Source organism: Streptomyces palmae (assembly GCF_004684805.1).
Lineage (GTDB): Bacteria > Actinomycetota > Actinomycetes > Streptomycetales > Streptomycetaceae > Streptomyces > Streptomyces palmae.
The window spans coordinates 1-590 of sequence record NZ_SRID01000793.1; the positions used below are offsets into that span (position 1 = coordinate 1).

The 590-nt window shown below is 68.6% G+C and carries 1 protein-coding gene; it reads right to left on the reverse strand.

From position 1 onward, the window contains the following. A partial coding sequence (locus E4099_RS32680) for an acyltransferase domain-containing protein (protein ID WP_342451968.1) occupies positions 1–585 on the reverse strand: 585 nt, incomplete at its 3' end. Positions 586–590 lie beyond the last annotated feature (5 nt).

The window sequence follows — 590 nt, forward strand, 5'->3', positions numbered from 1 at the left end:
CTCCAGCGCCATTTGCCCCCAGCCGGCCCCTCCCCCAGCGACCGAGCTCTGGGCTTCGACCCAGTACCGCCGGCGCTGGAAGGCATACGTGGGCAACTCGACCCGCCGAGCCCCTGAATCGGCGAACAGGGCCGCCCAGTCCACGGCCAGACCCTGCACGAACGCACTGGTCAGGGCCTGTGCCAGCTGCTCCGCACCCCCCTGGCCACGCCGCAGCGTCTCCACCACCACACCCTGGATGCCCAGCTCCTCCAGCGTGTCGCTGACCGGCACCACCAACCCAGGATGCGGACTGCACTCGACGAACGCCGTATGCCCGTCGGCGACAGCAGCACTGACCGCGGCTTGGAGTTCCACCGTCTGCCGCAGATTGGTGAACCAATACCCACCATCCATCACCGTGGCATCCGACAGCACCTGCCCAGTGACGGTCGAGTAGACAGGAACCCGCCCGGGACGCGGGCTCACCTCCGCCAAAAGCCCCTCGACCTCCTCCCGCACCAACTCCATCTGCGGAGAGTGCGAGGCGTAATCCACCGGAATCCACCGCACCCGGACCCCCTCGCCCTCCCAGGGACCCACCACCTCCC